A 20,268-nucleotide genomic window follows, 5' to 3' on the forward strand; every position below is an offset into this window, starting at 1 on the left:
TTGCAGTGCGCTTGTGTTGTTCATGGTCGCCCTCCTTGGCGAATAGCCGCTGCCGTAATGCATCGGTGCGTCATTGTCTTAGTTAGAACGGCCAGACGTTATCCAGCAGGCGCATGATCCAGCCTGCCTTTTGCTTGTCCGCCAACACGCCCTTGCCGTAGTACTCGATGGTGGAGTTTGCCAGGCTGCTTGAATCGATGGTGTTGTCGGGGCCAATATCCCTGGGGCGCACGAGACCGCGCACTACCAGAATCTGGGTTTCGTCGTTAACGCGGATTTCACGCGCGCCTTCGATCTGCATCAGTCCGCCTGGCAGAATTTTGACAACGCGGGAGCCCACGGTGGCTTTGACATTCGAGCCGCGGTCCGTGCTGCCTGTGCCTTCAAACTTGTTGTCGCTTGTGGTCGCGACTATGGCCCCTGTTGTGGGGTCCTGCATCAGGCCGAAGATGTTGGCGCCGCCGATGGGGTCGATACCAACGCTTTCCTTGCCAAAGAAGCTGGAGACACTCATGTCGATGGAACTTTTGCGTTCGGTGTCGGTATTGGCGGTGTGTGTACCGCTGGAGGTCTCCACAATGTTGACCACGACAATGTCACCCAGTCGGCGGGCGCGGTTGTCGGAGAAAAGCTCCTCGGCGCTGCCGGGGTTGTAAAGCGAGCCCGGGTTGTACTGCTCGTCGGCCTCGGCCATGTCTACAGGCTCGGGACTCATGACGGGCAGGGTCTCGGCATTGTGGGGCCGCTGAACGCAACCGACCATAGGCATGGCCGTCATGGCTGCGAGGGCTAAAATTATGAGTGGGCGTTGCATGGCCGCGTCTCCTTGATGGTTAGAAAACCTGAACGGTCTTGCCGTCTACGACACGGGCGTAGACCTGCACCTGGCTTTGCATGTTGCGTACCGGAATGCTCTGATTGTAGCCGCCTTCACCCAGGGCCTCTGCAGGAACCTCCAGACGAACGTTTTGACCTTGGTAGACCATGGTCACCAGATCACCACGGGTGACCAGGGGCAGTGGTTCGAGGTCGGCGGTGTAAATGACTTCATCCTTGCCGGTTGTGGTGCGAATCCGCCACGGGCCGCCCTTGCCGTCCCAGATGTCGCTGCGCAGATACGCAGCGTTCTTGCGTGCCCAGCCCACACTGCTCTTGGAGATGGCGTCTCCACGGTTAAGAGGGCGCATGGCGACGGGCACTTTGCGCCAGAGGTCCATGAAAACGCTGCAGGTGGCGGTGCGTTGCAGGCTGCCATCCATGGCCAGTTCACGGAGCCGGAGCGATACGCGCCCGGCCGTCAGCTCGGCCCCTACACATTCCACTTTCACTGTGTTGGCGGGGTCGCGCAAAAAAAGAAATTCCGGCAGGCGAAAATCGCGAAATTCGGCTTCGCCCCCTAATGAGGCGGCAGTGGCTGTCAGAGTATTGACGATTTCATTCTTGAGGGCCTCTTCAAAAACAAGCCCGCCGCCGCGCTGGATGACGATGCTACTGGGCAGGATACACCTGTGGACGTTATCTCCGAGGTGCTTTTCCAGGGCCGCCTGCAGCTTCACTTTGGAAATACTCATGGGGCGCAGACGCCTTTCGGGCGCGGGCCAGAGCTCCAGAGTGGCCATCTTGTGCCAGGTAAGCTCGTCCATACCTCCCAGAGGGCGTGCGATTTCTCCCAAACGCACAACAGTCCCCTGCACGACGGCGGCGTCGAGTATTTGCAGCCGCCACCCTGTTTCGCTGCCTTTGGCGGTGGCGACGAAAACCTGGGATGCAGCCAGCAGCAACGCGAGGAAAACCAACGCCGAGGGGATGAGGCGTTTGGCCACTGTGCGGAGTGGGGGAAGATGATGCGACATTTTTGTTACCTCCAGGAGCCGGACGGCGTTTAACGCTTGAGCTGGTTGGCAATACCGAGCATGGAGTCCGAAGTGGTGATGGCCTTGGAGTTTGCTTCGTAGGCGCGCTGCCCCACGATCATGTTGACCATTTCATCCACGATTTCCACGTTGCTCATTTCCAGGTAACCCTGTGAGATGGTGCCGGAATTGTCGTCGCCGGGCACGTTTTCCACAGGATCGCCAGAGGCTTCGCTCTGGTAATAAAGGTTACGGCCAGCGCTTTTCAGCCCCGCAGGGTTGATGAATGTGTAAATAGGAAGATCCACGGCGCCCAGTTCCTCGCCGTTTTCATCCAGGGCAGCCATGTGTCCGTTTTCCGAAACCACAATGTTGGAGGTGCCTTCGGGTACGGCGAATTCTGGCTGCAGGACGTAGCCGTTGGCGTTGACCACGGTGCCATCATTGTTGAGCTTGAAGGAGCCGGCGCGGGTGTAGGCAAGCTCTCCGTTGACATCCACCTGGAAGAAGCCGTCGCCTTCAATGGCCAAATCAAGGGCGTTGCCTGTATTCTGATAGTCGCCCTGGCTGAAGAATTTGTGCACCGTGGTAGGGCGAACACCCATACCGACCTCGATACCCGTGGGTATGACCCGGCCGTCCTGGGTGAGACCGCCGGCTACCTTCATGCTCTGGTACATGAGGTCTTCGAATTCGGCGCGGCTCTTTTTAAAGCCGATGGTATTGACGTTGGCCAGGTTGTTGGAGATCGTGTCGATATTGAGCTGCTGCGCGATCATTCCTGTGGCCGCTGTCCAAAGCGAACGCATCATAATCAGGAACCTCCGAAATAGTATGCGGGTCTATGTTGTCTTACCGACCTGCGTTGTTGCTTTTTGATCCACTTCTCTGGTGTTGGTTATGATCTTCTGATAGGCTTCAAAAGCCCGATGTGTTTCGATCATATTGACCATTTCCTCCACCACGTTGACGTTGGGCGCTTCCAGGTATCCTTGGGCTACCTGGGCAGCATCAGCCGGGACTTCAGCCGCGTCGGTTTCTTCGTCAATTGTGTAGAGATTTGCGCCGTACTTTTTCATGGCCGTGAGATCATCGACAGTTGAGATGTCGAGCTGGCCAAGAAGTTCCTGATCAGCAAAAATTTGACCGCTTGGATCAACTGTGATCTTGGCTCCTTGCGGGAGAACGACGGGAGCGCCTCCAGCGAGCACGGGGAACCCCTGATTGGTGACCAACGTGCCGTCGGGACCGACCTGGAAGTTGCCGTTGCGGCTGAAGAAATCACCCACTTCGGTGCGCACCTTGAAGAAGCCGTCGCCGCTTATGGCCAGGTCCAGCGGACCGCCTGTCGGTTTCAAGGGACCCTGGGTGAAGTCCACTTGCTCCTGGGCGAGACGGACCTTTGACATGTGCAGCGGGCGCGGGAACAATTCCTTGTCCTGCAAGCTCTGAACAGGCTGCATGATCTTTTCGTGGGCGTACTGGATCATGGTGTCTTCAAAGGATACACGATCCTGCTTGTAGCCTGTCGTGTTCACGTTCGCCAAATTGTTGGCGATGATGTCGAGGCGGTGTTCCTGGCACATTGCACCGAACATCGCGGAATACATACTATCTTGCATAAGGCGGTGCCTCCCTTTGGCCAAAGGGGATGCAAGAGCCTTGCCAAGATTTTGTGGGATGGTTTTCAGACCAGAGAAATGCAAAAATGTAAAAACGAAATTTCAAATATTGCCAAATTTAGAAAACTGTGTGAAATCTCTGTGCTGGGTATTGAGAATGCTTGAAGAAGGAATTTTCGTAAAAACAAATAGTTAGCGGTGCAAAAACAACGAAGTGGGCAGATCGTGTTCACGGCATTGTCTTTGCAAAAACATACCCCATGTCAGATACAATACATAAACTGGAACTCGAAGCGCTGCTGGCGATCAGCCAGATTTTCGACAAGGCCCTGGATCTTGACTCAGCCTTGCGCGCCGTGTTGCGTATTCTTTCTGAGACCCTGAGCATGGAGCGCGCCACAATCACGCTTATGGACCGGGAGAGCGGGGAATTGGTCATCAGCGCTTCCTGCGGGCTGACGAGCGAAGAGTCGGCGCGGGGCGTCTATAAGATGGATGAGGGCGTGACCGGGCGCATCTTTCAGAGCGCACAGCCATACTACGTGCCCGATATCAGACGCGAGCCCCTTTTTCTGGACAAAACCGGCGCACGCAAGATTGAGAAAGGACGCGTGTCCTTCATCGGTGTGCCCATCATGCTGCATAATGAGGCCATTGGCGTGCTCAACGTGGACAGACTCTTCGAAGACAACGTGGATTTCGAAGAGGACATCAGCTTTTTGCGCGTTGTGGCGACCCTCATCGCCCAGTTCATCAGCATCAACGAGCAGGTGCGCCAGCGCGAGGAAGTGCTGCGCAGAGAGAACGTTTCCCTGCGCTCCAAACTTTCCAAGACCGGGAGCGGTCCGTTCATTGTCGGGTTGAGTCCGCCAATGCTGGAGGTCCAGCGCCAGATTGAAAAGGTGGCCCCCACCAAGGCCACAGTGTTGCTCCTGGGCGAGTCCGGGGTCGGCAAGACCTTGATCGCCAACATGATTCACGATCTTTCGGAGCGCAAGTCGCACCCCTTTGTAAAGGTCAACTGCGCCTCCATCCCCGAAAATCTGCTTGAGAGCGAACTATTCGGCTACGAGCGGGGGGCTTTTACGGGTGCTGCCGCTTCACGGTCGGGCCGTTTCGAAGATGCGGACGGCGGCACCATCTTTCTGGATGAGATCGGCGAGCTGCCCATGGGCGTCCAGGCCAAGCTGCTGCGTGTTCTGCAGGACAAGGAATTTGAGCGTCTGGGCGACAACCGCACCCGGCGGGTGGACGTACGTATCCTCACCGCCACAAACCGGAATCTTGCCGAGCTGGTGGAGCAGGAGCGCTTTCGCCCTGACCTGTATTACAGGCTCAACGTGTTCCCCATCAACGTGCCTTCCCTGCGTGAGCGCAAGGATGATGTGATCAGGCTGCTGAACCATTTTCTGCAAAAGGTTTCACGAGAGTACGGGCGCACGCTTTCCTTTACCCCGGGTGCGTTGAAGACCCTGGCCAACTATAACTGGCCCGGCAACGTGCGCGAGATGGAAAACCTGGTGGAACGCCTGGTCATCATGGTCGAAGGCTCCCGTATCGATACGGGCATGATCCTTCCCTATCTCTCCGGCGACCGCAAAGATGGCGATGTTGCCCTGGTGCAGGGAGAGCAGGCCGGCAACGGTCCGACCCTGCAGGATATGGAGCGCAACGAGATCATTGCCGCGCTGCGGCGTAACGACTGGATACAACACAAGGGCGCCCGCGATTTGGGAATAACCCAGCGGCAGATGGGCTATCGCGTACGAAAATACAAGCTTGAGGGCGTCATCGCCGAAGAACGCGCCAAATTACGCGCGACCAAAAACGGGCACTAACGCCCTGTAGCGAACAGGCGCGTTTCCATTGCTCTTGCGCCTGTAAGCAGCTTCGGGCGGGATTGTTGCCTCATATTGAAGACATGTCTTGCGACGGGCCTCCCCACCCGCTGCAGATCTCCACACACTCTGAAAAGGCCGCGGCACGATGTCGCGGTCTTTTTGTTTGCATAGAAAAAGGCCGGGTCGCCGCCGCGACCCGGCCTGAGAGAGACGTTTTGAGAACCGTGACGATTCCGTTTATTAACCGCCCAGGAGCTGCATTGCCATACGAGGCAGTGAGTTGGCCTGCGAGAGCATGGCCACAGCGGACTGGGTGAGAATCTGTTGCCGCACGAATTCGGTCATCTCGAGGGATACGTCAACGTCCGAGATGCGGGATTCAGCAGCCTGCAGGTTCTCAGACTGGATTTCCAGGTTGGTGATGGTGTTTTCCAGCCGGTTCTGCAAGGCGCCCAGGTTGGCTCTGATCTTATCCTTGGAAACGATGGCGTTCTGGATCTTGACCAGGGATTCCTGCGCAAGCTGCTGCGTGGAGATGGAGTTACCCGCAGCAAGCCCGAGGCCGAGGGCCGAAGACGTGGCTGTGTCGATCTGGATGTAGTAGTAGTCTTCCGCCGAGTCGTTGGCAGTACCGAAGTGGACCTTCAGCTTACCGGTAGAGACGATGGTGGAGCCACTGTGTGTGCCACTGGAGAGGTTACCGTTCAGCAGGTAGATGCCGTTGAAGTCGGTAGCGTTGGCGATACGGGTGATTTCCGAAGCCATTGCCTGGTACTCGGAGTCGATGATCATACGTTGATCAGAGGTGTAAGTACCGGTGGCTGCCTGTTGCGCCAGTTCCTTCATGCGGATCAGCTTTTCGTCGATGACGCCCAGGGCGCCGTCAGCCGTCTGAATCAGGGAAATGGCGTCGTTGGCGTTACGAACACCCTGGTTGAGGGAGGTGATGTCTGCGCGCATGAGCTCGCGGACTGCCAGGCCAGCGGCGTCGTCTGCAGAGGAAACAACACGCAAACCAGAAGACAAACGGGAAACGGAGTTGCCCAGGTTGCCGTAGGAAGTGCGCAAGTTTCGCGCTGCATTCGCTGCCATTAAGTTATGATTGATTACCAGAGACATGTGTTCCTCCTTGAATGTTGTACCGGGCTATCCATGCCCGGCAGAGACGTGGAAAACTAAAGACGATGGTGTGCTCCCATAATCCTCCTGGAATTTTCCATTTGAAATCCTTCCTGGAAGATTGATCGGAATTGCACGACTAAACTTGAGGGGGGTGGTTAAGAAAAATTTACGTAAAAGTGGCGTTGAAAAGCTAATGTAGAGCCTGATGTCTGCGCAAACTTATGTTGTTGCACACGTATGCTCTGCTAGTATGCCAGATGAGAGTGTTAAAATATGTAAAGAGGTGATTGTTGTATATTGTTGCAGTTGGTGGTTGTCTATTAATGGTTATACGACTTATCGGCAGGGCGAGTTGTACCTTAAGGGCTCATTAGCTCAATTTACATAAAAAAAGCCCCCACCCTTTGCGGGCAGGGGCCTGTTCTCGTCCAGCACAGCCGGTTTATTTCGGATGGCAGGCAGAACCCATGCAGCTCAACATCTTTTTGCGCTTGTCCTTATCCTTGCCTGCTTGTTCCTTATGGCAAGCCAGGCAGCTCATTTGCGTATCGCTGCCTTTACCGTGGATCATGTTGTAAAGCGATTTTTCGCTCCTGTCCTTCTTGTCAAAGGAATCATGGCAGCCGCTGCTGGCGCAGGCCACGATGTCGGACTTTCCATCCCACTTGTGGTGGCATTTCTGGCACTCGAAATCTTTGTGTGGCGTATGCGGAAACATTACAGTTTTACTGGGTAGATACGCCATCTCGATGGGGTCGGACGGGCTGTCCACAGCATAAAGTGACGGCAACGCAACTGCCAGCAGCAGCGCTGCGCATGAAAGAACGATCGTCACAGCCTTCATGGTTTCTCCTCCTCGGTATAGGAATTTCGGTTTATTAATTCCTACGCCTTGGAGCAGGGCAGGTCAATGCCCTCGGCGTGAAAACGGGGAGAGTAAGCGCATAATCGGAAAAATGCAGGCCGCGCCATGACAGCTGGTTTTCTGTTTTTTCGCGAGCCTGCGACCATTGGCTGATATGCGTACCCTGTCCAGCGGCAGGGCGTGGAGGTCGATAGCAGGCGTGTTGTGCTGTTTCCGGATCGGGTAGTGGAAAAGGAAAGTCGTTTCGAACATCTTGCAAGACTCCCGAAGTGGTTTTGCATGGCAAGCAGACTGTCTTGCACATCGGCATTTTTTAAAACCACATCAGGGTGAAGCACAAAAAAAGACCGCGCCCTTTGCCGCCAGTGGGACAAAGGGCGCGGTCGCGTGATCGGTGTAAAACAGCTTAGCGTTTTTCGTGCAGAGTTGTCGGGCTGGGAGTCCTTTGCTTCAGAGGACGAGGCGACTCTTGTTGTCTGGTCTCGATATTGCCAAACCACTGCTTATACTGCTCTTTAGCGCCCTGGGGAAGGGCGTTCCAAACGCGAGAATCCATGTACATATCAACCTCCGAAAAAAGGGCATGTCGCATAATATCCAGCATTGCAGCTAGTTATATGCGTTTATTTTCTTTTGTCTTACTCTGCCAACGCTACATCAAACCAACATCTTGTATTAATAAGGCAAACTCTGTGCCAACCGAGGCATGCCGCACTTTCAGGTGATTTGTGAGGAGGGATTTCGGAATTTATAATTCCGTTTTACGCTTGTGAGGAGAAAAAATGCGAGGGCTTTGATCGGAAATTCACAAAGGCGAAAGAAGGCAGTCGCGCTGCAAAGCTCCGATTGACGGGGGTTTTATGGCGCTTGCATGCGAAATGAAGGTATTTCGGAACTCATGATTCTTATGATTGGTGGAAAAGAACCATGGATTCCGATTTATTGCGGAGCAAACTCTGTGTTTTGTTTATTCGGTAGTGGAGCGGATATGCTCGAGCAGTGAGGTGGTTGCGTAACCTTTGAGCAGGGGCAGGCTGTGCACGCTGCCGCCTCTGGCCTGAACCGTTTCACGGCCGACGATTTGCTCCACGGGCCAGTCCCCCCCCTTTACTAAAACGTCGGGCTGCAGCGTTTCGATGAGCTTGAGAGGGGTTTCTTCGTCAAAGGCAGCCACGTAATCAACGCTGGCCAGGTGCGCCAGAACAAACGCTCTTGCTTGCAGCGGATTCACAGGGCGCGATGCGCCTTTGCCAAGTTTGCGCACCGAAGCGTCGGTGTTCACCCCTACCACGAGCAGATCGCCCAGGGCCCGGGCGCGGGCCAGAAGGTCCACGTGCCCGGGGTGGATGATGTCGAAACAGCCGTTGGTAAAGACAACCCGCAGGGGGCGCTGTGCGCGCAGTTCGTGCAGATGGTCGGCAAGAGCGGCAACGCCCCTGTGACTGGAGAGCGCAAGCAGGGCGGGGTGGTCCGGCAGCATGGCTACTCCTTGGGGCGCAGGCGTTCGTTTTGGCCAAAGAGCATGAGCTCGATCCAGTCCATGGCGAAATCCAAAGTGGCTTCGTCATCAGACATGATGGCCTGCTGCTCGTTTTCCGGCACATTGACACGTTCGAAAAGACGCATGTCCCGGATAAAGTCGCGGAAACGGTCCGTCTGGTAAAGGGCCAGCAGCAACATGGTAGCGCGCCGGTTATCCAAAGGGGCGCCCGAAGCCTTTTGCTGCGCCATCAAGAGGGTGTACCGTTCATTGAAGGCGGTGTAAGGCTCGAGCCCCTGGTCCATGGTCCAGGTGTCGGTGGTCCAGGTGGAGCCTTTTTCAAACCCGCGGCAGTGCTCTTCCTGCACCAGAAAATATTGTTCTTCGAGCCGGTCGCCTTCACCCGCCAGACGGGTGGCGCGCCCCACAGGGTATATGCGGCAAGCACTGGGGCGGTTCGGGTAGATGGAACACCCCTCGGGCCTGACAAAGGGGCAGCTCTTGTTGGCGTCTTCCTCCATGCGCAGGTGAAGCATGGGAAAGCCCGTGTCAGGAAGCGCGCTGACGTGGCAGCGGTTTTTTATGAAATCTTCGCTTCCCTGTTCCGCACCTTTGCGCAGCCGGAGAAGATCATAGGGGGTGAGCATGAGGTTCAAGTCCGAACAGCAGGCATTAAAGCAGGGCACGCCCGGGTGGCAGGCAAAGCAGAATTCCTGGCCGGGTTCGATTTCTGGCAGGCTGTTGAGAAATTCCTGTGTGGCGTCCTGTTCGTTGTAGTCGTCGTTTTGGGGCATTTGCTCTCTCTTTAGGGTTTGCCTGTAGTGCCGCGCATGCCTCTGGCTGCAAAGACATGATACGAATCAGGGGCGCCCTTTGTTCGAGCGCCCCTGGTTGGATGCGTGTTCAAGGCTCCTTACGCAAATTCGCGAACAATAACCTGTTCTTTACGCAAGGGGCAGAAGGTAGGGCGGTCCTCATCGAGCCGTACAGGCCTGCCCTTGGGGGTGGAGATGTTGCACCAGATGTTATCGTCCACACTGGTCAGAAAAGGGCAGTTCTTACATTTTTTCACCACGACAATCATTATAGCGTCCTCGGTTGTTCTTTGCGCTGCTTAGTATTGATAGCTCTGCGCGTTTTGGATGGGCAACGTGTGCGTCACCACTTCATTTTGCGTACGGACCACAATGCGTACCCCGCTTATCCCCACGTTGCCAGGCAGATACAGGTAGCCTGAGCGGGTATAGAAAGGCGGCATGGGATCTTCCTGCCATTTGTAATGGCTGAGTTCGTTATAGACCATGTCGCGCAGTTGCTGGCGGGATTCACCCATGGTGGAAACCGCTCCTGCAGTGCCACCCACAGCGCCGCCGATCAGCGCGCCTTGCCAGACACGGTCGTTACCGCCTGTAAGCAGCCCGATGAGTGCGCCAAGGCCTGCGCCCGCCGCAGCGCCGACAGTGCCGGAGCGCAGCATGTTCTGGGCAGTGTTGTTGAATTCCTGAGAGTTGAGCACCAATCGGCCGGCTTCGTCAACGGAATAGACCATGTAGTCGCCGCCGTTTCCCATGCCGCGAACTTCCGAAAGCAGGACCTGGGGGCGCGTGTCTGACTTGTTCTTGAACACCAGCAGCACGGGTTGCAGGCCGGCGGCTGCGTAGTTCACGCCCTGCCCCTGGTATTGATAGCCGATGGCAGCGATGTCCCACTGATTGGTGCGCACACTGCCGGCGGTCGTGCTCGGATCCGGGACGGCCCTTGGCTGCGGCAGCGGTTGTGTTGGCTGGCAGCTCCATACAAAGGCCATGACCAGTGTAAGCATCACCGTGAGAGTTGGATACATATACCTGCGATTCATGGCATTACCTCCAGTGGCGTGTTGTCGTCTTGGATGGGCTTAAAGATTAATGATAAGCCTGATTTTGCAATTTGTCCAAACACTGTACCGTAAAAAAGCTTAGTTACGGAATTTTAACGGAGTATGCCTTTTTGAGTTGCTTCAGGCAGGTTTCCCGGCAACGTCTTTCAACTTCCAGCAAGGTGCTGAACGCCTCGTTAAAGTCCTCTTGTCCCAGAGCAAAAAGCCCATGGCCGTATACGATGGCGGCGGGCGCCTTCTCCAGGGCAGGGGGCAGCGTGTTGCACAGTCCGTAAGTCCCGGTGCCAACCTCCCCGGGGACAATGGGCGTGCCCAGGATTTCGCGGGGCTCGGTACAGTCCAGATGACAGCGCCCCTTGTTTGGGCAGGACTGTTTGGGGCAGTCCAGAGACATGATGACGCAAAAGGGCGGGTGCCCGTGCAACATGGCCTTTGCGCCGGTACGGGCAAGCGCCTCGATGTGGGCGGAAAGTTCGCTCGATGCCGTGAGCCCGGCGGTGGAGCCGCCTTCTTCCATATCAAGCGGGCAGGGATCGATGTGCCCGGCCAGTTCCTCCAACGAGCTGCCCGTCTGGCTGATATACAGGGTGATGCCGTACCGATAGGAAATGTTGCCGAAATAAGAGTCCACAAGTCCGTATTCAACGGTGGCGCGTCCTGCCTGGATAAGGGCAAGGTGCACCTGTTCCGCGTCCGCAAAGGGCGCCCGCATAAGAGGAGGCGCATCAGGAGCAAGGGGGCGCAAGGTTTCTATCGCCCTTTGCAATAAATGGGGGGGCGGTTCACTGACTCCAGAGGCGTCCTGGAAGCGGGCGTAGGCAAGGGCATCGGCAAAAAATTTTACGAAACAGGCGAGACAAATTGAGCTTGCAGTGACGTACCCTTGTTCGGGGCTCACCGTGCCATAGGCGAGCACCGTGGGGGCGCTGTCGTCCTGGTCGTCGCTCAGGATGATTACGCCTTTACGGCGCGCAAGAACCTTTGCCAGGGTGTCAGGATCAAAACCGCGCACCACGGGGAGATCGTGTAGAAACGTCCGGGTTTCGCAGTCTTGCGGCAAGATGGCGGGGTATGCCCCCTTTCCGGCTGCAGTCGCTTCCTGCAGCGCCTTTTCCGCCAGATGCCGCACAATGCCTGCGTATGGTTCCGAAGGGCGCATGCACACCAGGGAATTGATGGAGAGTTTTTGGAAAAGCGGCGACAAAAGCGGTATGCGCGGGTCGTTTTCCTCGTTGTCGCGATTCCAGATCAATTCGTCATCCAGGCCGGCAAGCAGGGCCCGCTCTTGCGGGGCGCCAACAGATGCGGACAACCCTGCCGTAACCAGTTTGGCCGCGTATTTTTCCAACAAGGGGCGCATGCTCATTTCTCCCAGTCAGCCGCGGCATTGCCAGGGCAGTCTGGCCATTGCAGGTCCAGGCTGCCGGCCTTTGCGCGCAAGGGGCGCCCTTCCTGGTCCAACCCCCGGATGCGATAGTAACGCCGCCTGGCGTCCAGAAACGCTTCACGGGAAAGGGGCGGAATATCGAGGCCGTCTCCACCGGTTCCTGGTTCCGTGAAAAAGCGGGGCGGCAAATCGTCGTGGCGAGCGTCAAACCCCCAGCAGGCATTGAGCAGGCGTTCCTGATAATCGATGCGCTCCCCGGCGCGTAACAGATCATGGGGCGTGGCCTCCACACCCGTCACCGCCGCATACGCCTTGGCGTATTCTTCCAGGCTGGCTGCAAAAAAGGCAAATCCGCAGATGCCCAGCGCATCCGCCGCTGCGATGCCGTCTTCGGCTATTTTGATGATGCGCGCCTTGCCACTGTAACTGAAACGGTCGGTGGCAACCGGCTTGCGTAGAATTTCATGGCTGATGGGGCAGGCGCGTACGTGGCTCCCTCCGATGGTCGAGACGGCGTAGGCCAGGGCCATGCCATAGGCGCCCCGCGGATCAAAAGGCGGCAACTCCAGCCCTTTCACACTCATGGACAGCGCGCCGCGGTCTTCGCTTGCGGCATATATCTTGGAACCTTTGCCAAGGGCGGCGCCAACGCCCGTATTGCAGGCAATCTCCCTGAGCAGGGGCAGAAGTCGCTCTGAAGCTATGGGCGCGCCAGTGATTTCGCTGTGGCAGGCAATGGTGGCGGCGGTGGAAACAGGGTCCATGCCCAAATCCTGGCACAACAGGTTTGCCTGCATGGCCAGGTCCATGTCGCTGTTACCAATGAGGGCCGTAAAGTGGGACATCGCCTCGAAAGAGGGCAGCGGATCGCCGGAGCTGGAAACCATGCCGCAGCGGATGTGGCACCCTGCGCACCCTTGCCCCGTGGCTTTGTAACGTTTGCACCAGGCAACGGCGCTCAAAGACGGTGCGGCATCAAAGCGGGTGCGGCGAAAATTATCGGTGGGCATCATGCGGCGGGTGTGCATCAGATCGAAGAGCGCCCCCGTACCATAATGGGCAAATCCGTTTTGTCCCATAAGTACGGAAGAAGCGGCTGTGAGACGTAATATTTCTTCCCGTGCGCTTTGCAGGGCCTGAGGGTCCGCCACTGATACGTGCCCAGAGCCATACACGGTCATGAACTTGAGCTTCTTGGCTGCAGCGGAAAGGCCAAGGCCCGTGCGCCCCGCTACATTTCCATCCACGGCAAGACCGGCGAAACGCACGCCCTTTTCGGCGGCCGGGCCGGTACAGACAAGCGCGCCCTCTGCACCCAAGGCATCGAAAATATCTGAAACCGTGGCGTCCGAATAGGGGGAAGCGTCTTCGAAAGAGACATCGCCGTTGTTTATGCGCAGGCCAGTGGGGGCCGCGGCGCGCCCTGTGATGATGATGCCGTCCCAGCCGGCGCGTTTGATTTCCTGGCCCAGACGTCCACCGGCAGGTGCGTCGCCAATGCCCCCCGTAAGAGGGGAGCGGCTGATGATTGAAGTCTGGCCGGAGAGGGGGGCGTCCGTCCCTGCCATGGGCCCCGGAAACAGCAGCAAGGGCATATCTGGAGCGTCCCACGCCTTGCCGGCGTGAGGCGCGAGAAAATGCCCGGCAAGACCTCTGCCGCCGATACAGCGGTGGTACAGGGCCGCATCGGGAGACAGGGGCGTGGCGCTGCGCGTGGTCAAATCCACATGCAGGATACTGCCCTGCCAGCCGTGGCGGGAGGAATTCTCAGGCGTTTGTGACACGGCCTTAAATAACGGGCTTGATGTCGATGACGGGGGTGCCGTCCAGGACTTCCAGGGGGGCTACCTTGAGCTGCGCCCCTGGGCCGACTTCGAGAATGCGAACCTTGTGCAGGCCGATGGGGTTGGGCCGGTCTGGAGAGCGGGTATTGAAGACGCCGCGTTTCGGACGGTTATGGTCGCCGCGGGGGTGTACCTCGAGATAGCTGCGATTAGCCAGGTGCAGCCAGGTGAAAAGCCAGACTTCCTTGCCGGGCTCCAGGGTCTTCAGGGCGTCGGCATAGGGGGGCTTGAACTCTATGCGGGCTTCCACACCGCCTTCATGCTCGATTTTTGGGGCAGTGGCGCGGTCTTTGATGGATGAACGCACAACGCCTACGATCACCAGGTTGCTATCGATGACAGGCTCCGTACCGGAATTTTGGTCTGCAATATTCATAGCTGTGAGTATGCGCCTTGGCTTTTTCAGGGTCAATTCTGTCTTGCGACAAAACACGCTTCCTTGGCCGTCATTTAGTCATCAGGGGCGCGGCACAAGCCCCTGCAGTATCACGAGTTCCTGCTCCAGTTCCTGCAAAAGTTCCGGAACAGGTGCGAAATCCTGCTCCTCTCCGGCTTTTTCCAAGGTCTTGGCAGCGTCCAGTATGCGCGTAGCACATATCGTGGCTGCCGCTCCCTTCATGGAGTGCGCTGTATTGTGCAGCGTCTGCACATCGCTGTTTTTTAGACATTCGTGCAGTTTTTCCATCATTTGGGGGGCAACTTCGTAAATGAACTTTTGGCGCAGCAGCACGATTATGCCATTGTCCCCGCGCACCATTTTATGGGCGCGTTCATCGTCAAAGTGCTCATTTCCTGGACTTGCCTCGTCTCTATAGGCAGAAGGCGCGGGCAGATCACTTAAATGCTCAGCCATGGTTTCGAAAAGTTGGTCCATGTCCACAGGCTTGGTCACGCAGTCGTCCATACCGGCCTGGAGAAAACGGTCCTTGTCGGCGTTCCTTGCATACGCCGTCAGCGCGATGATGGGAGTATGCCTGTTCAGGGGTTTTTCCTTTTCACGGATGCTGCGGGTGGCGTCCATGCCATCCATGTCATGCATTTGAATGTCCATGAGGACAATGTCGAAGCTATCCTGAGTCCAGAATTCCACGGCTTCTATGCCCGATGAGGCGTGGCGAACAGTGTGCCCTTCACGTTGGAGAAAGTGGCTCAGGTATTCGGCATTGATGGGATTGTCTTCCGCCAGCAACACACGAAGGGGGCGCTGTGGACGTTTGCCAATGGTGTCCGGCACCTCGTCATACTGAGGTTGCTCATAAGGGCAAAAGGAAATGGTAAAGTGAAAAGTGGCGCCTTCGCCCCGTTGGCTTTCTATCCAGATGCTCCCTCCCATGGCCTCCACAAGTTGTTTGCTGATGGCCAGTCCGAGACCGGAACCGGGAGTCTTGTTGGCCAGGGAGTCCTCAAGCTGGCTGAAGCTTTTGAACAGGTATTTCTGATCTTCCGGAGCGATGCCAATGCCCGTATCACGCACCGTGAACATCAGGCGGAGCCGCTTGTCGGAATCCTGAAGCGGCCGCACCTCCACCCGGACCTGTCCGTCTTCGGTAAATTTGAGGGCGTTGGATATGAGATTGCGCAACACCTGTGCAAGCCTGCCCTGGTCGCCTACCAGGGATTCCGGCACGAGCGGTGATGTCTCGACATACAGTGTAATGTGCTTTTCCTGTGCCTGGGCTTCGAATTGCGCAACGGTAGTATTAAGCAGGGAGTGCAGGGAAAAAGGCGCTTGCTCGAGTTCCAGCTTTCCGGCCTCGATGCGAGAGATGTCCAGCAGATCATTGATGATCTGCAACAAGGAGGTGGCGGACTCCTTTATCAACCCCAGGTATTTGCGCTGGTCGGTGCGCAGGGGTGTGGTCATGGTCAGGTCGGTCATGCCGAGTATGCTGCCCAGGGGCGTGCGTATCTCGTGGCTCATGTTCGCCAGAAAGACGCTTTTGGCCTGGTTGGCGGCGTCAGCCTGCTCTTTGGCCGTGCGCAACTCCAGTTCCATGCGTTTCTGCTCGGTGATGTCGCGGGCCGTACCTGCCGCCAGGATCGGTTCATCGTGCTCGTCAGTAAGCATGGTGCCCTGGATGGAAAACCAGCGAATCTGACCGTCGGCATGGAGCATGCGGGGTTCGATGTCGTAATGTTCTTTCTGGCGCTGCAGGCAAAGATCCCAGGCTTTTGAACATTTTTGACGGTCTTCGGGGTGCATGCGCTGGATAAAATCGCGTAGTGTACGCATGGGGGTGGTGATGCCCAGCAGGTGCTCCATGAGCCCTTCTGTCTGAATGCGCCCTGTCCGCAAGTCTACTTCCCATACCGCAGTGCGGCCGGCCATGGTGGCCTTGCGGTAGCGCTCCTCGGCCTGCTGTAGTGCGCGTTCGGTTTGTCTCCGGAGTGATACGTCTTCCACAAAGCCTTCCAGAAGAGGTTCGTTGTCTACTATTTCGTTGGCTTTGCGCAGATGCAGCCGCCCAGTGAAAATGCCGCGGTCCTTGCGACGGTACTCTACGTCAAAGACAGCGTTGTCTGCGTCTTGTTCCAACTTATCAAGTATGACTTTGCGTTGTTCCGGATACACGTAAAGTTTGTGCGCAATGTCCTGAGCGTTTTCCAGCAGTTCCTGTGCAGTGGCATACCCCAGCATTCGGGCCATGGCGGGGTTTGCATCGAGCATACGGCCTGAAAGGGTGGAACGGAAAATGCCCAGGCTGGAGTTGTTGAAAATGCTGCGGTATTTTTCTTCTGCACGGATCTGGTCGCGGATGTCGCGCGCGATCATGATGATCATCCGCGTTTCCTGGATGGTGATGCAGCGTGCGGAAACCAGGGTCTTGATGGGGGCGCCGCTTTTGTGGCGAAAGATGATCCGTTCGTTGTGAACGCTTCCTGTTGCAGCAAGCTTTTTGGAGAGTAGGTGGCGTTCTCCAGGGTCTTTCCAAATGTTCAATTCAAGGACAGTTTTGCCCACGGCTTCCTGGGCGGAATACCCTGAAAGCGCGGAAAAGCCTTCGTTCACATCCACCAGGCGCCCGTCATGGAAGGTGCTCAAGGTAATGGAGTCCGGCGTGGTCATGAACAAGGTGCGCCAACGTTCTTCACTATCACGCAGACTTTTGTTGGCCTCTTCAAGGGCGGCAGTGCGCTCGCGAACGCGGCGCTCCAAATCCTTTCGGGCTTCTTCCAGCTTTTTGTTGCTGTCGTAAAGTTCGGCGGTGCGTTCATCCACCTGCTTGGAAAGCACGTCACGCGCCGCGGAGAGGGCGTCCTGGGTTTCGCGAAGCTCGGTGATATCGGTAAACGTGCTCAGGCACTGGGCCTCTGCATCGTTTTCTCCGTAATGGAGTTGGCTGTGCACAAGGGTAGAGACAAGACGCCCGTTACGCAGCTGCAATTCCACTTCGGCGGTTTGGGCCGCGCCTGTTTCATACACACGGTTGCGGTGTTGGAAAAAACGCTGCTGCGAATTGCCCCGCAGATATGTCATGAAGGGTTTGTTTATGAGGTATTCCCGGCGGGAGCCAAAAAGGTCTGAAGCCTTCAGGTTCAGGTCCTGAATGACCCCCATTCGATCCATGACAACATAGCAAATGGGCGCGAAATCGAAGAGGCGGATATAATCGTTGCGTGACTTTTCAATCTCTCGCTGGGCGTCGAGCAATTCTTCGTGCTGCATTTCGAGTTCGATGTGCAGGACGTTCAGCTCGTGCAAAAGGCGTTTGGCGTCTCCTGTGACGGCGGCCGCCTGGGGCGGCGCCTTGTCCAGGATACGTTCAGCCTTTTCCCGCAGACGCTGGAAAGTGTCGGCTTTGTAGTCGTCGAGACTCATACCTATACCAAAGATATTAATTATTGGGTCGTACAGAAGAAGTCGTTGGCCCAGGCAATGGCCTGATGGTAGCACTGCTCCACATCTGCAACGTTCAGCCCAAGTGTTTCGAGCATTGCGTCTAGCTGTTTCCAGTCCACCTGCTCCACACTTTCAACGAGCTGCAACCAGGGGGTATAGTCGTTTTCCTCACCGCAAAGCGCCCCTTTCAGGGAATCTTCCAGGAACAGGTGGTCAAGAAGGTTGGCCATGGGAAGGTCCATGATGGCTTCGAGCAGGGAAAAAAGCCCGAGCAGGAACATGGGTTCCGTGTCTTCATATTTGGCCAGCTTGGCGCAAAGTTCAAGGAAGCGGGCCCGTTGTGCGGAAAGAAAGGCCAGCTCGAAAGTTTTGTCGGGGGATGTCAGGTCCGTAAGAATGACCAGCCGCAGCCAATGTTTGATCTGTTTCCACCCCAGAAGGAGAACAGCCTGGCGGATGCTGCTGACCTTGTTGAGGAAGCCGAAAGTGGGAGAATTAAGCAACGCCAGCAGCCTGTAGCTGATGGAAACATCAGCCTCAATGGTTTCTGCAAGCAGGTCGTAATCCGGGGAATCGTTTTTGAGGATATAGAACAGGCGCAGCTTTGCCGCATCACTGGCTGATGGCTTTCGCGTGGAAAGCACGTTGGGCTGCTTGAAAAAGTACCCCTGGAACAGGGAAAATCCCATGAATTTTGCAAGTTCGTGCTCTTCATGGGTCTCGATGCGTCGCGCCATGAGCTGCGCCCCGTACTGTTCGGCCTCTGCGGTCAGTTCGCCCAGTACTTCCGGTGTCTTGTCGCGGAAGTCTATGGCCAGGATGTCAGCCGTTCGATACAGCGCAACTTTGCCGGGGGAGGCGGAAAAATCGCCCACCATGATCTGGTAGCCCTCTCCCCGGAGGTCATGCAGATTGTTGAGCAGTGTGCGGGAAGCTTCGATCTCCTCTTTTACGAGGATCACGGTATTCGCAGGCGGCAAGGCAAGGGGGGCGTTGATGAGGATGGCCTCTTCGTCAAAAGATACCAGAAGCTGTTTCGTGTCCGGCTGGCTGCTGGGGCACAAGGTCACGTTTGTCATGACCTTGAGTGTGGCTTCCAGGGCATCGGTAAACGCGGCAGCAGTCGCTTTCTCGTTGGAGCGGTAAAGGACTTGATACCCCCAGACAGACAACTCCTTATCGAAAATTGGCTGTCTGGCGACGAAGACGGTTTCATACGGCTTAGGGCCTTGCATGGCGTGAACAAATAACATCATTAGGTGCCGGAGCGCAATCAGGCAATCACCCGCACCAGGGTTGAGGGTAATGTCCTGTATGACAAAGATGTTCTGAGGTGTTGGACAGTTGCATTTATCTTCGTGATGGGGTAAATTCACGCTTCTTTATAGTGGGTTTTGTGTGTTTCGGGTTCTTGTGCGATATCTTGGGGGGGATGCGATTGGGCCTGTTCAATATGCGACATAATCTGGCTGTTTTTTTCCCGGTGCGAAAAATGGCCGTGCTGGTCTTTGCTCTGTTGTTTTTCTTTGCTGGGCAAACACCGCACGTTGTTCATGGCGCTCCAATAAAGCTGGCAATTGTTGAATTTGATGCCGTGAACCAGCCAGCCAAAGCTGGAGGCTGGGGCCGACTGATGGCGGAGATGTGCATAACCGCCGCGGTGAACACTGGCTCCTTTGAAGTTGTAGAGCGCCACCTGCTCGAAAAGATCATGAGCGAGCAAAGCATGGGGGCGCGCGAAACCGGCTTCGCTTCCGTGGCCCAATCCATTGGCAACATGGTGGGGGCGGACTATCTGCTCTCCGGTTCCGTCATGAAAATGGACAATCAGGTGCGGGTCGATGCTCGCCTCGTGGATGTTGCTTCTGGCGCCATCATCACGGCTCAAAGCGTGAATTCCAGCTCAAATTTGGGCAAACTTTCCAAGAAAATAGACAATCTTCTCGCCACCATCGCAGAAAGCGTCTACGGTGGCGCACCTCCCCAGGCCGGCGCAGGTGCTCAGGGCGTCACGCCCGGTGGTGCCCCTGCTGTTGCCGGCAAGCCCCTCAGTCTTACCGTGCAGCATGCAGCGGGTGACGGGTTGACCATCCCCCTGAGCGAAGGCGATGCCTTAAGCGCACAGGACGGTTATTTTCTCGAAATAACCACAGGGCAAAAGCTCTACGTCTATGCCGTGCAAATCGATGCAACGGGCGCAATGTTCGGACTTTTTCCCAATGCCGCCTTCAGCTCAGTCGCAAATCCCATGTCTCCGGGCAGCACCTACAGAATTCCTTCCGCCGAAGTCTTTCAGCTCGATGAAAACAGCGGCACGGAAACCATTCTGGTGCTGGCAGGCGTCGGCCCCATAGAGCAGGCCGAACGGGTTTTTGCAAACCTGGAAAACGCCGATCCGTTTGCCATGGAGGATCTCGTCAATCAGTTCCGAGCCGCCATGGATGCTGCAACTTCTGAAATGAAGCAAAGCCTTTCATTTATACATAGGTGAGTTCGTACTTTCTACTCGGAGTCAACTGGTCGGTAAAACAAAT

General features: G+C 56.3%; 17 protein-coding genes. 2 read left to right on the forward strand and 15 right to left on the reverse strand.

All coding sequences use genetic code 11. From position 1 onward, the window contains the following. Window positions 1–82: 82 nt before the first annotated feature. Genes ACZ5EH_RS08675 through flgF form a run of 4 tightly spaced genes read right to left on the reverse strand, consistent with a single transcriptional unit; the run spans window position 83 to window position 3,475 of the window. Window positions 83–814: a flagellar basal body L-ring protein FlgH gene (locus ACZ5EH_RS08675; protein ID WP_464277722.1), complete on the reverse strand. Its 732-nt coding sequence runs from the start codon at window positions 812–814 to the stop codon at window positions 83–85. Window positions 815–833: 19 nt separating this feature from the next. After that, entirely contained in the window at window positions 834–1,853 is a 1,020-nt protein-coding gene (gene flgA / locus ACZ5EH_RS08680) for a flagellar basal body P-ring formation chaperone FlgA (RefSeq protein ID WP_464277723.1), read from the reverse strand. A gap of 29 nt (window positions 1,854–1,882) precedes the next feature. Further along, entirely contained in the window at window positions 1,883–2,665 is a 783-nt protein-coding gene (flgG, locus tag ACZ5EH_RS08685; RefSeq protein WP_464277724.1) for a flagellar basal-body rod protein FlgG, read from the reverse strand. Window positions 2,666–2,695: 30 nt separating this feature from the next. After that, a complete protein-coding gene (gene flgF, locus ACZ5EH_RS08690) occupies window positions 2,696–3,475 on the reverse strand; it encodes a flagellar basal-body rod protein FlgF (RefSeq protein ID WP_464277725.1) in 780 nt (259 codons plus the stop codon). Window positions 3,476–3,735: 260 nt separating this feature from the next. Between flgF and ACZ5EH_RS08695 the strand changes: the two genes are divergently transcribed. After that, window positions 3,736–5,313, forward strand: a complete 1,578-nt coding sequence (locus tag ACZ5EH_RS08695) for a sigma 54-interacting transcriptional regulator (protein ID WP_464277726.1) — start codon at window positions 3,736–3,738, stop codon at window positions 5,311–5,313. A gap of 243 nt (window positions 5,314–5,556) precedes the next feature. Here the strand turns inward: ACZ5EH_RS08695 and ACZ5EH_RS08700 are convergent, their stop codons facing one another. The 11 genes from ACZ5EH_RS08700 to ACZ5EH_RS08750 form a co-directional block, all read right to left on the reverse strand. Continuing rightward, window positions 5,557–6,435, reverse strand: coding sequence for a flagellin N-terminal helical domain-containing protein (locus tag ACZ5EH_RS08700; protein ID WP_464277727.1), 879 nt, complete (start codon window positions 6,433–6,435; stop codon window positions 5,557–5,559). 445 nt (window positions 6,436–6,880) lie between these two features. Then, a complete protein-coding gene (locus tag ACZ5EH_RS08705) occupies window positions 6,881–7,282 on the reverse strand; it encodes a cytochrome c3 family protein (RefSeq protein WP_464277728.1) in 402 nt (133 codons plus the stop codon). Between the two features lie 988 nt (window positions 7,283–8,270). Further along, window positions 8,271–8,783 carry a D-glycero-beta-D-manno-heptose 1-phosphate adenylyltransferase gene (rfaE2, locus tag ACZ5EH_RS08710; RefSeq protein WP_464277729.1) on the reverse strand — a complete coding sequence of 171 codons (513 nt, stop codon included), beginning with the start codon at window positions 8,781–8,783 and terminating at the stop codon, window positions 8,271–8,273. Window positions 8,784–8,785: 2 nt separating this feature from the next. Continuing rightward, window positions 8,786–9,577 (reverse strand): YkgJ family cysteine cluster protein, encoded by a 792-nt coding sequence (locus tag ACZ5EH_RS08715; protein WP_464277730.1) that lies wholly within the window; start codon window positions 9,575–9,577, stop codon window positions 8,786–8,788. A gap of 119 nt (window positions 9,578–9,696) precedes the next feature. Continuing rightward, window positions 9,697–9,867: a hypothetical protein gene (locus tag ACZ5EH_RS08720; protein ID WP_464277731.1), complete on the reverse strand. Its 171-nt coding sequence runs from the start codon at window positions 9,865–9,867 to the stop codon at window positions 9,697–9,699. A gap of 30 nt (window positions 9,868–9,897) precedes the next feature. Beyond that, window positions 9,898–10,641: a hypothetical protein gene (locus tag ACZ5EH_RS08725; RefSeq protein ID WP_464277732.1), complete on the reverse strand. Its 744-nt coding sequence runs from the start codon at window positions 10,639–10,641 to the stop codon at window positions 9,898–9,900. 103 nt (window positions 10,642–10,744) lie between these two features. Next, on the reverse strand, window positions 10,745–12,022 hold the full coding sequence (locus ACZ5EH_RS08730) for a class II aldolase/adducin family protein (RefSeq protein WP_464277733.1): 1,278 nt from the start codon (window positions 12,020–12,022) through the stop codon (window positions 10,745–10,747). A gap of 2 nt (window positions 12,023–12,024) precedes the next feature. Then, on the reverse strand, window positions 12,025–13,833 hold the full coding sequence (locus ACZ5EH_RS08735) for an aldehyde ferredoxin oxidoreductase family protein (protein ID WP_464277734.1): 1,809 nt from the start codon (window positions 13,831–13,833) through the stop codon (window positions 12,025–12,027). A gap of 4 nt (window positions 13,834–13,837) precedes the next feature. After that, window positions 13,838–14,269, reverse strand: a complete 432-nt coding sequence (gene tsaA / locus ACZ5EH_RS08740) for a tRNA (N6-threonylcarbamoyladenosine(37)-N6)-methyltransferase TrmO (protein WP_464277735.1) — start codon at window positions 14,267–14,269, stop codon at window positions 13,838–13,840. 81 nt (window positions 14,270–14,350) lie between these two features. Further along, a complete protein-coding gene (locus ACZ5EH_RS08745; RefSeq protein ID WP_464277736.1) occupies window positions 14,351–17,713 on the reverse strand; it encodes a PAS domain-containing hybrid sensor histidine kinase/response regulator in 3,363 nt (1,120 codons plus the stop codon). Between the two features lie 20 nt (window positions 17,714–17,733). After that, window positions 17,734–18,969: an EAL and HDOD domain-containing protein gene (locus ACZ5EH_RS08750; RefSeq protein WP_464277737.1), complete on the reverse strand. Its 1,236-nt coding sequence runs from the start codon at window positions 18,967–18,969 to the stop codon at window positions 17,734–17,736. A 218-nt stretch (window positions 18,970–19,187) separates the two neighbouring features. Here ACZ5EH_RS08750 and ACZ5EH_RS08755 point away from each other — a divergent pair, with 218 nt between their 5' ends. Then, window positions 19,188–20,225, forward strand: a complete 1,038-nt coding sequence (locus ACZ5EH_RS08755) for a FlgO family outer membrane protein (RefSeq protein WP_464277738.1) — start codon at window positions 19,188–19,190, stop codon at window positions 20,223–20,225. Window positions 20,226–20,268 lie beyond the last annotated feature (43 nt).

It is taken from the genome of Desulfovibrio biadhensis (genome assembly GCF_055388615.1).

Bases quoted from the DNA above. Each gene is read 5' to 3' on its own strand.
- ACZ5EH_RS08675 (WP_464277722.1), bottom strand. From the start codon at position 814: ATGCAACGCCCACTCATAATTTTAGCCCTCGCAGCCATGACGGCCATG.
- flgA (WP_464277723.1), bottom strand. From the start codon at position 1,853: ATGTCGCATCATCTTCCCCCACTCCGCACAGTGGCCAAACGCCTCATC.
- flgG (WP_464277724.1), bottom strand. From the start codon at position 2,665: ATGATGCGTTCGCTTTGGACAGCGGCCACAGGAATGATCGCGCAGCAG.
- flgF (WP_464277725.1), bottom strand. From the start codon at position 3,475: ATGCAAGATAGTATGTATTCCGCGATGTTCGGTGCAATGTGCCAGGAA.
- ACZ5EH_RS08695 (WP_464277726.1), top strand. From the start codon at position 3,736: ATGTCAGATACAATACATAAACTGGAACTCGAAGCGCTGCTGGCGATC.
- ACZ5EH_RS08700 (WP_464277727.1), bottom strand. From the start codon at position 6,435: ATGTCTCTGGTAATCAATCATAACTTAATGGCAGCGAATGCAGCGCGA.
- ACZ5EH_RS08705 (WP_464277728.1), bottom strand. From the start codon at position 7,282: ATGAAGGCTGTGACGATCGTTCTTTCATGCGCAGCGCTGCTGCTGGCA.
- rfaE2 (WP_464277729.1), bottom strand. From the start codon at position 8,783: ATGCTGCCGGACCACCCCGCCCTGCTTGCGCTCTCCAGTCACAGGGGC.
- ACZ5EH_RS08715 (WP_464277730.1), bottom strand. From the start codon at position 9,577: ATGCCCCAAAACGACGACTACAACGAACAGGACGCCACACAGGAATTT.
- ACZ5EH_RS08720 (WP_464277731.1), bottom strand. From the start codon at position 9,867: ATGATTGTCGTGGTGAAAAAATGTAAGAACTGCCCTTTTCTGACCAGT.
- ACZ5EH_RS08725 (WP_464277732.1), bottom strand. From the start codon at position 10,641: ATGAATCGCAGGTATATGTATCCAACTCTCACGGTGATGCTTACACTG.
- ACZ5EH_RS08730 (WP_464277733.1), bottom strand. From the start codon at position 12,022: ATGCGCCCCTTGTTGGAAAAATACGCGGCCAAACTGGTTACGGCAGGG.
- tsaA (WP_464277735.1), bottom strand. From the start codon at position 14,269: ATGAATATTGCAGACCAAAATTCCGGTACGGAGCCTGTCATCGATAGC.
- ACZ5EH_RS08745 (WP_464277736.1), bottom strand. From the start codon at position 17,713: ATGAGTCTCGACGACTACAAAGCCGACACTTTCCAGCGTCTGCGGGAA.
- ACZ5EH_RS08750 (WP_464277737.1), bottom strand. From the start codon at position 18,969: ATGCAAGGCCCTAAGCCGTATGAAACCGTCTTCGTCGCCAGACAGCCA.
- ACZ5EH_RS08755 (WP_464277738.1), top strand. From the start codon at position 19,188: ATGCGACATAATCTGGCTGTTTTTTTCCCGGTGCGAAAAATGGCCGTG.